The 15,853-nt window shown below is 53.0% G+C and carries 14 protein-coding genes; 5 read left to right on the top strand and 9 right to left on the bottom strand.

What is annotated here, in order from left to right; translation table 11 throughout:
- Window positions 1-8: 8 nt before the first annotated feature.
- Window positions 9-104, bottom strand: coding sequence for a hypothetical protein (locus tag ELY33_RS09270; RefSeq protein WP_422822291.1), 96 nt, complete (start codon window positions 102-104; stop codon window positions 9-11).
- A gap of 51 nt (window positions 105-155) precedes the next feature.
- On the bottom strand, window positions 156-3,005 hold the full coding sequence (uvrA, locus tag ELY33_RS09265; protein WP_126947067.1) for an excinuclease ABC subunit UvrA: 2,850 nt from the start codon (window positions 3,003-3,005) through the stop codon (window positions 156-158).
- A gap of 171 nt (window positions 3,006-3,176) precedes the next feature.
- On the opposite strand from uvrA, the gene ELY33_RS09260 reads away from it, so the two are divergent.
- From ELY33_RS09260 to ELY33_RS09245, 4 genes are all read left to right on the top strand, one after another.
- Window positions 3,177-4,556, top strand: coding sequence for an MFS transporter (locus tag ELY33_RS09260; protein WP_126947263.1), 1,380 nt, complete (start codon window positions 3,177-3,179; stop codon window positions 4,554-4,556).
- A gap of 208 nt (window positions 4,557-4,764) precedes the next feature.
- Complete coding sequence (locus ELY33_RS09255) at window positions 4,765-5,391, top strand: single-stranded DNA-binding protein (protein ID WP_126947064.1); 627 nt, start codon at window positions 4,765-4,767, stop codon at window positions 5,389-5,391.
- A 55-nt stretch (window positions 5,392-5,446) separates the two neighbouring features.
- Window positions 5,447-6,337, top strand: a complete 891-nt coding sequence (locus ELY33_RS09250; protein ID WP_126947061.1) for a sugar nucleotide-binding protein — start codon at window positions 5,447-5,449, stop codon at window positions 6,335-6,337.
- A complete protein-coding gene (locus tag ELY33_RS09245) occupies window positions 6,334-7,089 on the top strand; it encodes a lysophospholipid acyltransferase family protein (protein ID WP_126947059.1) in 756 nt (251 codons plus the stop codon). The genes ELY33_RS09250 and ELY33_RS09245 overlap by 4 nt, the downstream gene beginning before the upstream one ends.
- A gap of 94 nt (window positions 7,090-7,183) precedes the next feature.
- Here ELY33_RS09245 and fabB read toward each other — a convergent pair whose 3' ends face one another.
- The gene (fabB, locus tag ELY33_RS09240) at window positions 7,184-8,401 is read right to left on the bottom strand and encodes a beta-ketoacyl-ACP synthase I (RefSeq protein ID WP_126947056.1); all 1,218 of its coding nucleotides are present in this window, start codon (window positions 8,399-8,401) and stop codon (window positions 7,184-7,186) included.
- Window positions 8,402-8,413: 12 nt separating this feature from the next.
- On the bottom strand, window positions 8,414-8,929 hold the full coding sequence (gene fabA, locus ELY33_RS09235) for a 3-hydroxyacyl-[acyl-carrier-protein] dehydratase FabA (protein WP_126947053.1): 516 nt from the start codon (window positions 8,927-8,929) through the stop codon (window positions 8,414-8,416).
- A 347-nt stretch (window positions 8,930-9,276) separates the two neighbouring features.
- Here fabA and ELY33_RS09230 point away from each other — a divergent pair, with 347 nt between their 5' ends.
- Window positions 9,277-11,115, top strand: a complete 1,839-nt coding sequence (locus ELY33_RS09230; RefSeq protein WP_126947050.1) for a putative bifunctional diguanylate cyclase/phosphodiesterase — start codon at window positions 9,277-9,279, stop codon at window positions 11,113-11,115.
- A 20-nt stretch (window positions 11,116-11,135) separates the two neighbouring features.
- On the opposite strand, the gene ELY33_RS09225 is transcribed toward ELY33_RS09230, so the two are convergent.
- From ELY33_RS09225 to ELY33_RS09205, 5 genes are read right to left on the bottom strand one after another with little or no spacing between them, the layout of a single operon-like run.
- Window positions 11,136-11,654 carry a DUF2878 family protein gene (locus ELY33_RS09225; protein WP_126947047.1) on the bottom strand — a complete coding sequence of 173 codons (519 nt, stop codon included), beginning with the start codon at window positions 11,652-11,654 and terminating at the stop codon, window positions 11,136-11,138.
- Complete coding sequence (locus ELY33_RS09220; protein ID WP_126947044.1) at window positions 11,655-12,923, bottom strand: SAM-dependent methyltransferase; 1,269 nt, start codon at window positions 12,921-12,923, stop codon at window positions 11,655-11,657. It lies immediately after the preceding gene.
- Entirely contained in the window at window positions 12,920-13,684 is a 765-nt protein-coding gene (locus ELY33_RS09215) for a DUF1365 domain-containing protein (RefSeq protein ID WP_126947041.1), read from the bottom strand. The genes ELY33_RS09220 and ELY33_RS09215 overlap by 4 nt, the downstream gene beginning before the upstream one ends.
- Window positions 13,681-15,048, bottom strand: coding sequence for an NAD(P)/FAD-dependent oxidoreductase (locus ELY33_RS09210; protein WP_126947038.1), 1,368 nt, complete (start codon window positions 15,046-15,048; stop codon window positions 13,681-13,683). Before ELY33_RS09210 ends, ELY33_RS09215 begins: the two co-directional genes overlap by 4 nt.
- Window positions 15,045-15,830 (bottom strand): SDR family NAD(P)-dependent oxidoreductase, encoded by a 786-nt coding sequence (locus ELY33_RS09205; protein WP_126947035.1) that lies wholly within the window; start codon window positions 15,828-15,830, stop codon window positions 15,045-15,047. Before ELY33_RS09205 ends, ELY33_RS09210 begins: the two co-directional genes overlap by 4 nt.
- Between the last annotated feature and the right edge of the window lie 23 nt (window positions 15,831-15,853).

Genomic DNA, 15,853 nt, shown 5'->3' with positions numbered 1-15,853 from the left:
GACCTAGGTTATCGGTCAGGTAGCAGGCGTCGAACAATAATGACGTGATGGCAGTCGTGGAAGACCAAGCCACCTTCACTCAACGCACTAAAGGTGCGGCTCAGATGAAGAGGGCTTAAGCCTAAAATGTTCGCCAGCTGCTCCTGGGAGCAGCGTTAGGAAGGTTTTTTGGCACGATTGCCGCGCTTAAGCAACGGGGCAAGGAAGCGACCAGTATGAGATACGTCTTGCTTGGCAATCTGTTCTGGGGTGCCTTCGGCGATAATTTGCCCACCGCCAGAGCCCCCTTCTGGGCCAAGATCAATAACCCAGTCAGCCGTTTTGATCACATCCAGATTGTGCTCGATCACCACAATGGTATTGCCGTGGTCACGCAGGCGGTGGAGCACCGTGAGTAGCTGGCGGATATCCTCAAAATGCAGGCCGGTGGTTGGTTCATCCAGAATATAAAGCGTTTTTCCGGTGTCGCGCTTGGCTAGCTCTCGGGCTAATTTGACACGCTGCGCCTCGCCGCCGGAGAGGGTGGTGGCACTTTGCCCAAGGCGAATATAGGAAAGGCCCACATCCAACAGGGTTTGCAAACGACGGGCAATCGCCGGCACTGGGCTGAAGAATTCCAGGGCGTCCTCTACCGTCATGGCCAGCACTTCGTGGATCGTTTTGCCTTTATAGTGAATATCTAGCGTTTCGCGGTTATAGCGTTTGCCTTTACACACATCGCAGGGCACATAAATATCCGGCAGGAAGTGCATCTCTACCTTGATCATGCCTTCGCCCTGGCACGCTTCACAGCGGCCGCCTTTCACGTTAAAGCTAAAGCGGCCTGGCTTATAGCCCCGCGAACGCGCTTCTTGAGTGCCCGCAAACAACTCACGAATCGGCGTGAAAATGCCGGTATAAGTGGCTGGATTTGAGCGCGGTGTTCGGCCGATGGGGCTTTGATCGATATCGATTACTTTATCAAGCTGATCCAGCCCTTCAACTTTTTGATAAGGCGCGGGGGTGAGCGTGGTGGCTCGGTTTAACTCACGGGCGGCGATCGGCATCAACGTGCCATTAATCAGGGTTGATTTACCCGAGCCGGACACACCAGTGATCGCGATAAATAGCCCCAGCGGCAAGCTGATGGTGACGTTTTGCAGATTGTTACCTGTTGCGCCGCGTACCACCAACTGCTTATCGGGATTGCCAGGAATACGATAGGGGGGAACGGCGATTTCTCGTGTTCCCGATAAGTACTGGCCCGTCAGCGAATTAGGGTTGTCCATGACGTCTTGGGGAGTGCCCTGAGCGACGATTTCACCGCCATGTACACCCGCGCCTGGGCCGATATCCAGAACATGGTCAGCCGCACGAATCGCGTCTTCGTCATGCTCGACGACAATCACCGTATTGCCTAAATCTCGCAGGCGCTCCAAGGTTTTCAATAGGCGGTCGTTATCCCGCTGATGAAGGCCGATAGAGGGCTCGTCAAGAATATACATAACCCCCACCAGGCCCGCACCAATTTGACTGGCGAGGCGAATACGCTGTGCTTCACCGCCTGAGAGCGTATCAGCGCTACGTTCAAGGTTCAGGTAATTAAGCCCAACATTGACCAAAAACTCTAAACGGGCATGAATTTCACTAACGATCTTATCGGCAATTTCGCCTTTGCGCCCCGGTAGGGAAAGCTCGGCGAAGTAGCGCCACGCTTCACCGATAGGTAAATGCACAATGTCGGCAATGTTGTGGTCATCAACAAACACATGGCGCGACTCTTTGCGCAGCCGCGAGCCACCACAGGTAGCGCAGGGCTGCACAGCGATATATTTGGCCAAATCGTCACGCACCATGTTGGATTCGGTTTCCCGATAGCGACGCTGCATATTGGGCAGTACGCCTTCAAAGGCGTGCTCGCGGGTCACCTTGCGGCCACGGTCACCCACATACACAAAAGGAATCTGTTCGCGGCCACTGCCGTTTAAAATAATCTCACGCTCATGGTTTGCAAGCTCAATCCACGGCGTTTCAAGCTCAAATTGATAATGTTTGGCGAGCGCTTGCAGTTGGGTAAAGTAGTAAATGTTGCGACGATCCCAACCTTTAATGACGCCTTCTGCCAGCGATAGCTCTGGATGGCTAATCAACTTGTCGGGATCAAAATACTGCTGAACACCTAAGCCGTCACAGGTGGGGCAGGCGCCCGCGGGGTTGTTGAACGAAAACATCCGCGGTTCAAGCTCAGAAAGCGAATAGCCGCACACCGGACAGGCAAAACGCGATGAAAAGGCGAGGTCTTCCTGGTCGCCATCCATAAAGTGGATCATCGCCGTGCCGTCGGTGAGGTTGATCGCGGTTTCAAACGATTCTGCCAGGCGCTGGGCAATGTCATCGCGTACTTTAAAGCGGTCAACCACCACGCTGATATCGTGTTTTTTGCGTTTGTCCAAAGGGGCGATATCGTCAAGTTCTAGCACCTGACCATCAATCAGTACCCTGACGAAGCCTTGAGCCCGCAGCTCTGCCAGTAGCTGTAAATGCTCCCCTTTACGACCTTTTACCACTGGCGCCAAAAGCATCAATTTGGTGCCTTCGGCCAGGTTCATGACTTGGTCAACCATCTGGGAAATGGTTTGCGCTTCCAGTTCTTCACCGTGCTCTGGGCAACGGGGCGTTCCTGCCCGGGCAAACAGCAGACGCAGGTAATCGTAAATCTCAGTAATCGTGCCGACGGTAGAGCGGGGGTTGTGGGAAGTGGATTTCTGCTCAATAGAGATCGCAGGCGAAAGCCCTTCGATGTGATCCACATCGGGTTTTTCCATCATCGAAAGAAACTGACGCGCATAGGTGGAAAGCGACTCCACATAGCGGCGTTGCCCCTCAGCGTAGAGCGTATCGAACGCCAGCGACGACTTACCCGAACCGGAAAGGCCGGTAATAACGATAAGTTTGTCGCGGGGCAGCTCCACATCGATCTGCTTGAGGTTATGGGTGCGTGCACCCCTGACCAGAATGCTGTCCATCAACACCTCGAATCGCGTGGCAAAAGCGTAATTATACGTTTGCTGTACCCTTCCCGGCAAAACTCCATATTGAGATGGGGTCAGCGCTCGGCGTTTCCAGCGTGGGTACAAAGCGCTAGAATGAACGGTTATCTCGAGATGTTCAGCCTCTTTATTGACCACAAGGGTATTATGCGCAAGGTTTCCGCACTGCTGCTGGCCACTGAACGTCGTGCAATCAGCGGCTTAGCCGGGCTTTATGCATCTCGTATGCTGGGATTGTTTATGGTGCTGCCGGTGTTGGCGCTTTACGCCGACACCTTAAGTGGCGCTACTCCTCTGCTCATTGGTGTCGCACTGGGTATCTATGGGCTAACTCAGGCAACGCTGCAGATACCTTTTGGCCTGCTGTCAGACCGTATTGGTCGTAAACGTGTCATTGCCATGGGGTTACTGATTTTCGCTGCAGGTAGCGTGGTTGCAGCCATGGCAGATTCCATTAGTGGGGTTATTTTAGGCCGTGCGCTTCAAGGCTGTGGGGCCATTGCTGCCGCAATTATGGCACTGCTGGCCGACCAAACCCGTGAGCAGGTGCGGACGGCAGCAATGGCCACCATCGGCCTTTCCATTGGCGTATCGTTTGCCATTGCCATGGTTCTCGGCCCTTGGCTGGCAGCCTGGAAGGGGCTGGCGGGGGTTTTTTGGTTTACGGCGCTGTTAACGCTCGTTGGCTTGGTTGTGCTGTGGCGATGGGTGCCACCCGCGCCGCGCCGCTTGCGCCACCGAGATGTAGGGATGGATCGCCAGCAGTTTAAACGTATTATTATGCGGCCTGATTTATGGCGGTTAGATCTGTCGATCTTTTCGCTGCATTTGGTGCTAATGGCGATCTTTGTTGCTGTCCCGTTTCGGTTATTAAATGCAGGGGTCGCTATTGAGTATCACGGGCTGGCTTACTTGGCGATTATGGCGCTGTCGTTTATTGCCATGGTGCCGCTGGTGATCGTGGCTGAGAAACGCCAGCGCATGAGATTAATGTGCCTGCTGGCTATTGGCGCCATCGTGATCAGTTTGAGCAGCCTCAGCCTGCCATTCTCCCAGCAGAGCTGGCTGCTCGCATGGCTATTTGTTTTTTTTACAGGATTTAACTTGCTCGAAGCTACGCTGCCATCAATGCTCAGTAAGTTGGCGCCCGCGGGCGCTAAAGGTACTGCGATGGGCGTGTACTCTACCAGCCAGTTTTTGGGCGCTTTTTTAGGGGGTACGCTGGGTGGTTTGTTGTCGAATCTGTGGGGACTCGACGCGGTGTTTATCGGCTGTGCGGGGCTTGCCCTGCTGTGGTGGCTGGCGATGTGGCGCATGCCGTCGCCACCGCCTCTCTCCAGCGAAGTAGTGGCATTGCACGATACTCAGCCGGATGCATTAAATCTGTTGATGGAGCATCTTGCAGATGTGGTGGGTGTGGAAGACGTGATGGTGGTGCCAGAAGAGCGGTTGATGTACCTAAAAGTAAATCGTAAAGAGCTCGACCAGGCAGCACTGACGAGGTTGCTGTCACCACCCAAGACTTAACACGTCTGGGTCGTTCCCGTTCCTAACGACAGCAAACGTTCGAACATTTACATTCTGTTCAACATCTATATTTAGAACCTACGTTTAAAGCATACCGAAGCTGTAATACACATTTGCTGCATGGCATTCAGGCCTGGCAGACGTATCAGTGATACCCTTGACGGCACTGATATCGATATATATGACCGATTATTGAAAGGAGCGACCTATGGCGCGCGGTATTAACAAAGTCATCTTGATTGGTAACCTGGGCCAAGACCCGGAAGTACGCTTTACGCCCTCGGGAACGGCGGTAGCAAACCTGAACCTAGCGACATCCGACACATGGATGGACCGTCAGAGTGGACAGCGCCAAGAGCGTACCGAGTGGCACCGTATCGTGCTGTTCAATAAAACTGCCGAGATTGCCCAGCAGTACCTAAAAAAGGGCTCTAAAGTGTACATTGAAGGACGCCTGCAGACCCGAAAGTGGCAAGACCAAAACGGTCAGGATCGTTACAGCACGGAAATTGTCGCCAACGACATGCAGATGCTCGATAGCCGTGGTGGCGATTTCCAGGGTGGCGGTGCCCCTCAAGGTGGGTACGCGCAAAACAATCCTGCGCAAAGTGCTCCTGCCCAGCAGCAACCCGCGCCTCAGCACGCTGGCACGCCTCAGAACAATCAAGGCGGCGGTATGCCTCAGCAGGGGGGGTATCCTTCTCAAGGCGGTGCTCCTCAGCAGCCTGCGCGTGGCCCACAACAAAACCAGCCAGCCCCCGCCAATCAAAATAGCAATTATGGTGCCCCTGATCCTGGCAACTTCGATGATTTTGACGACGAAATTCCATTTTAAGTATGGGCTAAAAAAGTTGTCATATTCCTGGGGTTAGGTGAGAGAGGGGTCCGTCTTGAAGCTGCTGACATTAGATGCAGGGCACTGCTTAAGTTTGGCATTAGCCCGAGAGGCCAGTCGTCGAACGGATACTGAGCTAATTATTGGCCAAGGTAGTACGATTACCTCCGCTCAGCTCCAGGCGATAACACCCGATGCGGTGATTATCCCGCCGTTGGCGCACCCGCTTAGCATGGCACCTGCCGATGTAATGGCGCATGCTGATGCCGTTGATGCCTGTATGGATGCTTGTCAAACACAAGGTATCGCGTTGGTATGGTGTGTTTCAGACCAGCTTTACGAAGACGGTTTTGAGATCCCCATCGATGAACACGTAGTACCTGCCCCAAGGGATGAAAGCCTGCGTCGCTTAGTGCAAGCAGGTGATCGTGTTCGTGCTGAGTATCACCGGCATCTCATTGTCCGTTTAGGCCCCTTGTTTGCGCTGGAAGGCAGTCATGCGTGGCTAAACGAAATAATCGATAGCTTGATGATAGGAGAGCCTGCGCGTGCCGCTGAAGATGTCATTTTTTGCCCTACGTCTGCTGATGCTGTCGCCATGGCGTTAATTGGCATACTTCAGCAGCAGTCCTGTGGGGCAAACGCTTGGGGAGCTTACCACCTAGCGGGCACTGAGCCTGTTAGTGCGTTCACCTTTACCTCAATGGTGCGCACCCAACTGGCAACCCATTTGGAGGGGCGCGGTGAACGTGTGGCGCTTGGCATTGTGCAAGCACTCAATCATCACCATGACGCCAAGTTGCGGCGAGTCTTAAATTGCCGGCGTGTGCTGGATGTATTTGGTGTACATCAAAAGCCATGGCGGCTGGAGGTAGGGCGAATGCTGGATGCTTGGTGTGTGGCGCGGGAACAACAGCAGGGTAAAGGGACAGGAGAGTTGGCTTGATCAATTTGGTTCGCAGCTTGCTTTTTTATGCGGGTTATTTTTCTGCTATGCTGCTGATTGGTGTGCTTTTTTTGCCAATTGCACCGTTTCTACCGTTGGCTGCCCGTTATCGGTTGTTGAATCTTTATAACCATTTTTTAATGGTGTGGTTCAAGGTGGCATGTGGCGTTCGTTATGATATTCAGGGGCAAGAAAATATTCCGGCTGGCCCCTGCGTGATTCAGGCAAATCACCAGTGTGAGTGGGAAACGGTGTTTCTGCAGGTGATGAAGCCGCCAGTTTGCACGGTCTTAAAACAGGAGTTATTGCGTCTCCCTATTTTTGGTTGGGGGTTGCGTTTATTGCGACCGATCAGTCTAGATCGTTCTAAACCTGCCCGCGCCATGAAACAGGTGTTGAAGCAAGGTGTCGCGCGTCTGGGGACTGGGCTTTCAGTGCTTATTTTTCCAGAAGGAACACGTGTCGACCCAGGCATCCGTAAGCGCTACAACAAGAGTGGTAGCGTGGTGGCCTGCCGAGCAGGCGTACCCGTACTGCCAGTGGCGCACAATGCGGGTGAGCGCTGGCCTGGCCGTCATTGGGTCAAGCGCCCCGGTGTGTTGAGGGTCCGTATTGGTGCGCCGATAGAAACAGCAGGCCGCACCCCTGACGAAGTGCTGGTTGATGTTGAAGACTGGATTGAAGGACAGCTTCAAGAGATTTCAGACGTGCCAAGGCCAACCACTCGTTCAACAACCTCACGCTCACTATAAAAAACGGCGCCTCAAGGCGCCGTTTTTTACATCATATTGCAGCTACATCATATCGCAGCTACACCGTATTGTAGCTATGCCGCATTATCTGGCATCAGCCATTAAAGCGCTGAAAAACCAGGCAAGCGTTAGTGCCGCCAAAACCAAAACTATTGGAAAGCATACGGTCGATGGTCACGCCGTCACGTCGTTCTCTAACGATGTCGAAACCATCCGCCTGCTCATCGAGATGCTCGATATTGGCCGAGGCAGCAACAAAGTCGTGCTGCATCATTAGCAGCGAATAAATCGCCTCTTGAACGCCAGTTGCGCCTAACGAGTGGCCGGTAAGCGATTTGGTTGAGCTCATGGCAGGAGTCGTATTACCAAAGACTTCACGGATTGCTTTTAGCTCAGCAACATCCCCCACTGGTGTAGACGTGCCGTGGGTGTTGATGTAGTCAATATCACCCTGAACCGTCGCCATTGCCTGACGCATGCAGCGCGTCGCACCTTCACCGGAAGGGGCAACCATATCGTGACCGTCAGAGGTAGCGCCGTAGCCAACCAATTCGCCATATATCTTGGCACCCCGGGCTTTAGCGTGCTCCAGCTCTTCAAGTACTAACATGCCGCCACCGCCGGCGATAACAAACCCATCACGAGCTTGATCATAAGGGCGAGAGGCTTTTTCTGGCGTCTCGTTGTAATGGGTTGAAAGGGCACCCATCGCATCGAATAAGCAAGAAAGGGTCCAGTGCTCTTCTTCGCCACCACCGGCAAACACGATATCCTGTTTGCCTAGCTGGATTTGCTCCATTGCACTACCAATACAGTGAGCAGAGGTCGCACAGGCGGACGAGATAGAAAAGTTGACACCTTTGATCTTGAACGGCGTTGCCAAACATGCTGACACGGTGCTGCCCATTGTGCGGGTAACTCGGTACGGCCCCACACGGCGTAGGCCTTTTTCGCGCATGACATCCGCTGCTTCTACCTGATTTGCACTCGATGCCCCGCCAGACCCGGCAATCAACCCAGTCCGCTCGTTGGACACCTGCTCTTCAGAGAGCCCGGCATCTTCAATCGCCTGTGCCATAGACACATAGGCATAAGCGGCAGCGTCGCCCATAAACCGGCGAAGTTTGCGGTCAATGAGGGAATCAAGGTCGATGTCGACGCTGCCCGCTATCTGACTACGGAAGCCGCGTTCGGCGTACTCTTCCTTAAAACGAATACCGCTACGCCCGTTTTTAAGCGCGTCTAAGACCTGTTGCTGGTCGTTGCCTAAGCACGACACAATGCCAAGGCCGGTGACTACCACTCGTCGCATGGGAGCCTCCTGTCAGAAATTCGCAGTGGAGGTGAATAGGCCAACGCGCAGATCATTAGCCTGATATATATCGCGTCCGTCGACGGTTACAGTGCCGTCGGCGATGCCTAGAATAAGCCGACGAGTAATAATGCGTTTCACATTAATGTGATACGTCACTTTTTTCGCGTCGGGTAAAATTTGGCCGCTGAATTTAACTTCGCCACAGCCCAGGGCACGTCCACGACCTGGGTGACCAAGCCAACCCAAGTAGAAGCCCACAAGCTGCCACATGGCGTCTAGCCCTAAACAACCGGGCATAACCGGGTCACCGGGGAAGTGGCAATCAAAAAACCACAAGTCGGGGGTAATGTCCAGTTCGGCAATCAGCTCGCCTTTACCATGCTCACCACCTTCTTCGTGAATGTGGATGATGCGGTCAAGCATTAGCATGTTGGGGGCCGGAAGCTGTGCGTTTCCAGGGCCAAATAGCTCGCCGCGCGAGCAGGCCAGCAGTTCTTCGCGATCAAAGGAATGTTGCTTGGTCACTGAATAGTTCCGAGTATTAAAAGGATAATTGTGCCTAGTCTACTTCCCGAAACCTCTGAATGCACGTCGTCGGGCACTTATCGTATTTTTCTTCAGTTTTTTATCTACTTGCCGATAACAGTTATTATCATTTTGATGGTTCATGTGATGGTTCATGTGATGGTTCATGTGATGGTTCATGTGATGGCCATGTAATAGTTCATGTACTAGTTCAAATGTGCGATTTTGCACAATAAACGCCCTATTGACGTAGTATGTTGTATCCGTGTTTTTTTGTTAGGCGGCATGATGCTATATCTGTTATCCATGCCCCTGTTTGACTCATTTATTGGACACACTAAATCGCGATGTGGCTGCCTGTTTCTCTTAATCGTCCGCTGGTGTGGATGGCGTTAATAGCGCTACCCGCCTGTGTGTGGGTTCCTGACGCCGCGCTACGTATGGTGTCGGCCAGTTTGGTCGCATTTGGCTTGTGGGATGCCTGGAACCAAATACGTCAACAATACTTGCGGCTTCAGCTTACTCAAGATGCCATAAGGTTGGCGAGCGACGCCATTGTGATCAGCGATGTGCACAACCGTGTGTTGACGGCTAACCCTGCCTTTACCCAAATCACAGGCTACGAAAGCCAAGAAATGATTGGCCGAAAGCTCGAAACGTTAGCTGCTCAGCGTCACGATAAAGCGTTTTATCAGTCGTTTTGGAGTACGTTAAAGTCGACTGGCCGTTGGGAAGGTGAGATGTGGAATCGCCGCAAGCACGGTGATGAGTACCCTGAGTGGCTAAAAGTTCGTGCGGTTACCGACAGGCGCGGCAAGATTACTCATTTCATCAGTTTGTTTACCGATATTTCCTCCCAAAAAACACGCGAGCGTGATTTGCGTCGAATTGGCTATGAAGACCCGCTTACGGGACTGCCAAACCGGCGACGTTTACATGATCTGATGTCTTCTCGGTTGCGTCATTTGCGTGCAGGTGAAAGTTTGGATATGGCGTTGATTGATATCGATGGACTTAAATCGGTCAACGACAGCCTAGGGGTAGAACAGGGTGATCGTTTGCTAGCTCGCTTTGCTCAGCGGTTAACGGGTTATATGGCTGGCAGTGTAGTGGGCAGGCTTGGTGGCGATGAATTTATGGTAATTCGCACGACCACTTTTGATGATCATGATAAATGGGTGGCAACGCTTCGTGAGCACATGAGTCGCCCTTTCGAAATAAAAGATCAATCACTGCGCTTGGGGTTAACGATTGGCAGCAGCCGTGCCCCTGAAGATGGAAGTGATTCGGGTGTGCTTTTTCAGCGGCTGGAGTCTGCTTTATATAGCGCTAAGCGCTTGGGACGTAACCACAGCCAGCGGTTTCGCCCCGCGCTAGATAAACAAGATAACCCCCAGCTCGCCCTGGTGAATGATTTACGGGCTGCGCTGATATCCGGCGACCAACTAGAGCTGCACTACCAAACTCAGCATCATCCAGTAACTGGCGACTTGGTAGGCATGGAAGCGCTGCTACGCTGGCGACATCCTCAGGACGGCATGATTTCGCCGGGTGATTTTATTCCGCTGGCTGAACGCCACGGATTGATGTCTGAACTCGGTAGCTGGGTTATCGAGAAAGCCTGTGCTCAGCAAGCGCACTGGCAGAACAGCGGTATGCCAAATGTGACGGTGTGGATCAATATTTCCGCGTTGCAGCTTTTTCAGGGAGATCTCGAAACCCAGCTGTCTAGTTGTTTGGAACGTTATCAGCTTACACCGTCTCAAATTGGCCTCGAATTGACGGAGTCTGTCTTGTTGGACGAGCGTGCTGGGGATATGGGGCCTCGTCTGCAGGCGCTGCGTAACCAAGGCTATGCGATAGCAATTGATGATTTTGGTACCGGCTACTCATCGCTGGGTTATTTGAAACGACTGCCGGTAGACAAAATCAAGCTAGATCGTGCGTTTATTCGCGAACTGCCCCACGACCAAGCAGACGCGGCTATTGTAACGGCGGTATTAGCGATGGCAGAGGGTATGGGGCTAGACGTAGTCGCCGAAGGCGTAGAAACACAAGCGCAATGCCAGTTTCTAATCAACGCTGGCTGTACATTAGTGCAAGGGTTTTATTTTGCCAAGCCGCTATCTGCAGCGGAACTTGAGCAGCGATGGGCACCGCCGATACCGGCTGAAGAAGTGTCTTAGCGAACGCTAGAAACAGTGTCTTAGCTAACGCTAGAAACAGTGGCTTTGTGGTTGGCGTAACGACTGATGCCAAAACATAGCGCTGCCCAAATAAGGGCCTGTGCAGGCAGTAGCCAGGGTGCCATGCTAACGCCAGTGAGCGCAGCGCCGCCAACATAGGACAGCGGCCCGCTGATCGCACCACAAACTGCTGCAATGAGCGGATATCGCCACAGCCAAGCAAGCGAGTGAAACACCATCGTGGCAAACAGTGGCCACAGCATCCAGAGCCACAGTGGTAGCAGACCGGCCACCAAAGCTTGTTCCCCGAAGTTGAAACCTCCCACCACATGAAGGCCGCCGTCTAGCGCCAACCCGAGCAGTGCGAACACACCAATAAAGCGCCATTCGCCAGGCAACGCGCAGCGCCAAAAGTGCCAGCCGAGTAGTACACCCCCTGTAATAGCAGCTACCCACGAGCCGCCCAGGACGCACAACAACCAACCTGCTTCGAAGCGCAGTGCATTGAACAGCAAGCCTTGCCAGCGTGGGCTAGCCATTTAGAGTGCGCCTATTAACGGTTCGGGTTTTGCGGCGGGTTTCGCCAGCAATAAGTGGCACGTACCAATGGAGCGCTCAATAAAACCGCCTTCGCAGTAGCACAAATAGTAACGCCACATGCGAATAAACCGCTCGTCGTAACCCTGCTGCCTTATCTGCTCCAGGCTGGCTTCAAAGCGATGACGCCACTCGCGCAAGGTGCGGGCATAGTGCTGTCCGATTTCGTCAAGCGCTACTATGTTCAGTGAGGTTTTGCGCATGACGCTGGTTAACATGGCGTGATGAGACGGTAAAAAACCACCGGGAAAGATATAGCGCTTAATAAAGTCCATGTCCCGTTTGGCTTCTTCAAAGCGTTGGTCACGGATAGTGATGGCTTGCAGCATGGCCTGACCATCGTCAGTCAGCAGGCTGTCGACCTTCGCAAGGTAAGTGTTCAAATATTGGTGGCCGACGGCTTCAATCATCTCAACAGAAATCAGTCGATCATAGCGCCCCGTCAGTTCGCGATAATCCTGCTTCAGCAGGGTGATTTTCTCATCGAGTCCCTCTTCTTGAATGCGGCGCGCGGTGTGCGCGTACTGCTCTTCAGAAATGGTAGTGGTAGTGACATGACAACCACGGGTTTTGGCGGCGTGTATTGCAAGCCCCCCCCAGCCAGTACCAATTTCCAGTAAATGGTGTTCTGGCTGTACATCTAGCTTCTCGAGCATGATGTCGAGTTTATAGGTAGACGCCTCTTCTAGGCTGGCTTCCGGATAGGGGAAAACAGCGCTTGAGTACATCCAGTGGCGTCGATCAAGAAACGTAGCAAACAGGTCATTGCCGATATCGTAGTGCGCCGAGATGTTGCGCTTTGAGCCGGAAAGGCTGTTACGTTGGAAACGATAGGCAGCGCCAAGCAGCCAGCGAGTGATGCGGGCGCTTCCGTTTTCCATGTTGCCGTTTACGTGGTCAAGGTTGGCCGCAAACAAACGTACCAGAGCCACCAGGTCATCAGCGTCCCAGTCGCCATCCATGTAAGATTCAGCTGCGCCCACCGTGCCGCCAAATGCGAGCCTTTTCCAGGCGCGGGAGTGGCGAATCACGACGGACACTTGAAGCGGTCCTTCTTGGCCCAAATGGTGACACTGATTGCCTTCGATTAAGGTAATACGGCCACCTTGAAAGGCATCTAACTGAGCCATTAAGCGAGGTTTTAGCCAGCGAGTGAAACGATCCTGGTTAACCGGTTGTATTTCAGGGGGCGTAGAACGCAGGGTCGTCATTTTGAAGTCTCCTTGCGCTTAGGGTGGTTATAAACGGGGATACGCTTCAACCAAAGGCGAAACGCTTCAAAATGAATCCCCGCGATTGTTTTCAGACTCATCCAGGGTTGACGTGCCAGCGTTGTTAGTAAAACGCCGCGTGTCGCTGGCGCAGCGTCAAGCGTGAGCGTGGCGTCGAAATGGCGCTGCCCGCTTTGCCAGTTTTCCATGTGAAGATAGAGTTGTTCGCCGGGAGCGTTAAACTTCCAGCGGTAGGTCATTTCCATGGGGTTGAATGGGGATACATGCATGGCTTTATCAAAACTTGCATGATGGCTATGGCGAGTCGTATCGACTTGGCAGGCATAGCAGATACGTTCCTTCCAGGGCATATTGGTGACCTCGCCAACGACAGCCGCTAACTTGCCTAAGTGGTCATAGGCGTAATACATCGAAACGGGGTTAAAGACGCTGCCAAATGTGCGTAACTGGGTGAGTACGTAAATTTTGCCATTGGGTGCGCTGCCCAGCTGGCGAATCAATTCCTCACGTACCGCCGTGCGTAGTGGTTTATCGCTAGGGCCGAGATAATCGTCGCGACGAAAGCGCGCTAGTGCCGGTCTTCGAGCACTAAAGCAGGGCACGCCGTCAAACAGTGTCGGCAACTCATCTAAGTCGAGCCACGCCATCCAAATACCATAGCTAAAGGCGTGCTCTTTAGGTGTGAAGCGACGGTGACGCAGCGTGCCACGATAAATACGTGAGCGAGGGGCGGCAATCATCCAAGCCCCTCCCCAATACTATTCCCAATGCTATTGGTAGGCATAAGATCATGGGCCGGTAACGCCGTCGGCGTCGATGGCGGTTCGGCTGCCTCATCACAACCGAGTGCTTGAGCAACACGTAGAGCGCTCCATACGCCATCTTCATGAAAACCGTTGCGCCAATAAGCGCCACAGAAGTGAGTGCGTCGAGCAACTGACGATATCTCGTCATGGCGCATTTGTGCAGCTTGCCCTTCCAAGGTGAACTGTGGGTGGGCATAGCAGTAGCGTCCGAGCACTTTAGAAGTGTCAATACTGTTTGAGTCGTTAAGCGTAACGCAGAACGTTGTGTCGGCCTGTTCCAATCGCTGCAGAATATTCATGTTGTAGGTCACTGACACCCGCTCGTCTGCTCCTCGGCCGTCTAAGCGATAGTTCCAGCTAGCCCAGGCGCGCTGACGCCGTGGCAGCAGCGATGTATCGGTATGCAGCACTACCTCGTTATCTTGATAAGGCATGGCAGCAAGAATATCTTGTTCGGCGGGTGTTGGATCACCCAGCATCGCCAGCGCCTGATCAGCATGGCAAGCCAGCACCACGTGATCAAATCGTTGCGACCCCTGTGCGGTCGTTATCATCACGCCTGTCGCGTCTCGCTCAATGCGTGTTACGGGCGTATTAAGATGAATGCGCGCTGCGTAAGGCGCAGTCATGTTGGGAATGTAGCTTTTCGAGCCGCCAACTAAGGTATGCCATTGAGGCCGGTGATTGACCGATAGCAGGCCATGATTACGGAAAAAGCGAACGAAAAATGTCAGTGGGAAAGCGCGTAGATCGCCAATGCTGGCAGACCAGATGGCTGCTCCCATGGGTAGCAGGTAGCGTCGCTGAAAGGCTTCACCGTAGCCATGTAAGTCAAGGTACTCGCCAAGTGTCATGTTGCTGGGAAGGCGCTTGCTTTCTAGGTCGGCTGTGGCTTGTTTGTTAAAGCGCAAAATATCGCGTAGCAGACGATAAAAACGCGGGCTAAGCAAATTGCGCCGCTGGGCAAACAGTGAGCTTAGTGTATGACCGTTATATTCAAAATCCATATCGGTTTCATGCACTGAAAAACTCATTTCGGTGACTTGGCTAGGCACACCGAGTGTTTCGAGCAGGCGCTGGAAATGCGGATAGGTCCAATCATTGAAAACGATAAAGCCCGTATCGATGGCATAGGCCTTACCTTCGACCTCCACGTCCATTGTGGCCGTGTGCCCTCCAAGCCGCCCCTCTGCTTCAAACAGAGTGACTTCATGTTGGGTGGATAAATACCAGCCTGCTGCCATACCGCTAATACCACTGCCGATAATGGCAATACGCTGTGAAGCCCTGCTGCTCATTGTTGTTCCTCTTGACGTCTTGTCATGCGTAGGCCGATAAGACGACGCAGCGCAGGCGGTAAAACGCCTAAACATTTCACAAGATAAGTGAAGCGACGTGGAAAATGAATATCGAGCTTTCCTTTGATAAGACCGGCAATAATTGCATCAGCCGCTTGATCTGCAGTGACTTGCATGGGCATTGGGAAGTCGTTGCGATCGGTCAAAGGTGTTTTAACAAATCCAGGGTGAATTAAGCTGACATCAATGCCTTCTTGATCGAGATCGAGACGTAATGATTCAAAAAAGTAGCTGATAGCCGCTTTCGAGGCACCGTATGCTTCAGCGCGGGGCAGTGGGAAATAGGCAGAAGCACTGGAGGTAGCCGCAAGCCGTGCGGGTTTGCCCTCCTTTCGGGCCGCTCTCAGTAGTGGTAGTGCTGCTTCCACGCCATACAGGGTGCCAAACAGGTTAGGTGTAAAAACACGTTCCACCAGAGCCATATCAAAGTGCTGAGCATCGAGATATTCACAGGTGCCTGCATTGAATAAGGCGATATCCAGGGCGCCAAGCCAGGTGTTGATCTGTTGACCTGCCGCCAACACTGCCTGGCGGTCACTGACATCAAGGGGCAGTGAATAAGCGTTAGAATGTCCGCCACATAAAGTTTCAAGCGCTTGTTGGTTACGGGCACTCAATACAACATGATGACCTTGGGCGATGAGTTTTTTGGCAAGTGCTTCACCTATGCCTGACGTAGCACCTGTTAGCCAAATACGTTGGGGCGTTTTCCATGTGCTCATCATGTTCTCCTATGGCGGCCTGT

The organism is Vreelandella andesensis (genome assembly GCF_003989795.1).
In the GTDB taxonomy this organism is placed as follows: Bacteria; Pseudomonadota; Gammaproteobacteria; order Pseudomonadales; family Halomonadaceae; genus Vreelandella; species Vreelandella andesensis.
This window is presented reverse-complemented; position numbering and strand designations above follow the sequence as displayed.

Bases quoted from the DNA above. Each gene is read 5' to 3' on its own strand.
- uvrA (WP_126947067.1), bottom strand. From the start codon at position 3,005: ATGGACAGCATTCTGGTCAGGGGTGCACGCACCCATAACCTCAAGCAG.
- ELY33_RS09260 (WP_126947263.1), top strand. From the start codon at position 3,177: ATGCGCAAGGTTTCCGCACTGCTGCTGGCCACTGAACGTCGTGCAATC.
- ELY33_RS09255 (WP_126947064.1), top strand. From the start codon at position 4,765: ATGGCGCGCGGTATTAACAAAGTCATCTTGATTGGTAACCTGGGCCAA.
- fabB (WP_126947056.1), bottom strand. From the start codon at position 8,401: ATGCGACGAGTGGTAGTCACCGGCCTTGGCATTGTGTCGTGCTTAGGC.
- ELY33_RS09230 (WP_126947050.1), top strand. From the start codon at position 9,277: ATGTGGCTGCCTGTTTCTCTTAATCGTCCGCTGGTGTGGATGGCGTTA.
- ELY33_RS09225 (WP_126947047.1), bottom strand. From the start codon at position 11,654: ATGGCTAGCCCACGCTGGCAAGGCTTGCTGTTCAATGCACTGCGCTTC.
- ELY33_RS09220 (WP_126947044.1), bottom strand. From the start codon at position 12,923: ATGACGACCCTGCGTTCTACGCCCCCTGAAATACAACCGGTTAACCAG.
- ELY33_RS09215 (WP_126947041.1), bottom strand. From the start codon at position 13,684: ATGATTGCCGCCCCTCGCTCACGTATTTATCGTGGCACGCTGCGTCAC.
- ELY33_RS09210 (WP_126947038.1), bottom strand. From the start codon at position 15,048: ATGAGCAGCAGGGCTTCACAGCGTATTGCCATTATCGGCAGTGGTATT.
- ELY33_RS09205 (WP_126947035.1), bottom strand. From the start codon at position 15,830: ATGAGCACATGGAAAACGCCCCAACGTATTTGGCTAACAGGTGCTACG.